Below are 549 nucleotides of genomic sequence, written 5' to 3' on the forward strand. Positions count from 1 at the left end.
AGAAAAGCAGCATCTCTTTTTTGACCAAACTTAGCCATCGCGTAAAAGGAAAAGACATCACGGTTTTCACTCGTCAAATCTCAACGATGCTAGTAACTGGTGTGCCACTAGTACAAGCATTGAAATTGGTCTCTGATAACCACAAAAAGGCGGAAATGAAATCCATTTTGATGAGTGTAACTCGGGCTGTTGAAGCGGGTACGCCGATGTCCAAAGCGATGCGTACCGCCAGCAACCATTTTGACCCGCTATATACCGACCTGATTGCGACAGGAGAACAATCGGGCAACTTAGCCGAAGTGTTCGAACGCTTAGCTACCTACAGGGAAAAAAATGAGCAGCTTAGAGCCAAAGTGATCAAGGCTCTAATATATCCAGCCATGGTTATTCTAGTTGCACTGGGAGTATCGTTTATCATGCTAACCAAGGTCATTCCCGAGTTTGAAAAAATGTTTGTTGGCTTTGGCGCTGAATTGCCATGGTTTACAAGGCAAGTCTTAGATCTTTCCGCTTGGACACAAAACTGGAGCCCATTTATCGCACTTGGCT

General features: G+C 44.8%; 1 protein-coding gene. It reads left to right on the forward strand.

The window, feature by feature from the left end:
- On the forward strand, positions 1–549 hold a 549-nt coding region (locus R7E78_RS29560; RefSeq protein ID WP_318059072.1), incomplete at both ends, for a type II secretion system F family protein.

Source organism: Vibrio sp. YT-19(2023), from assembly GCF_033337395.1.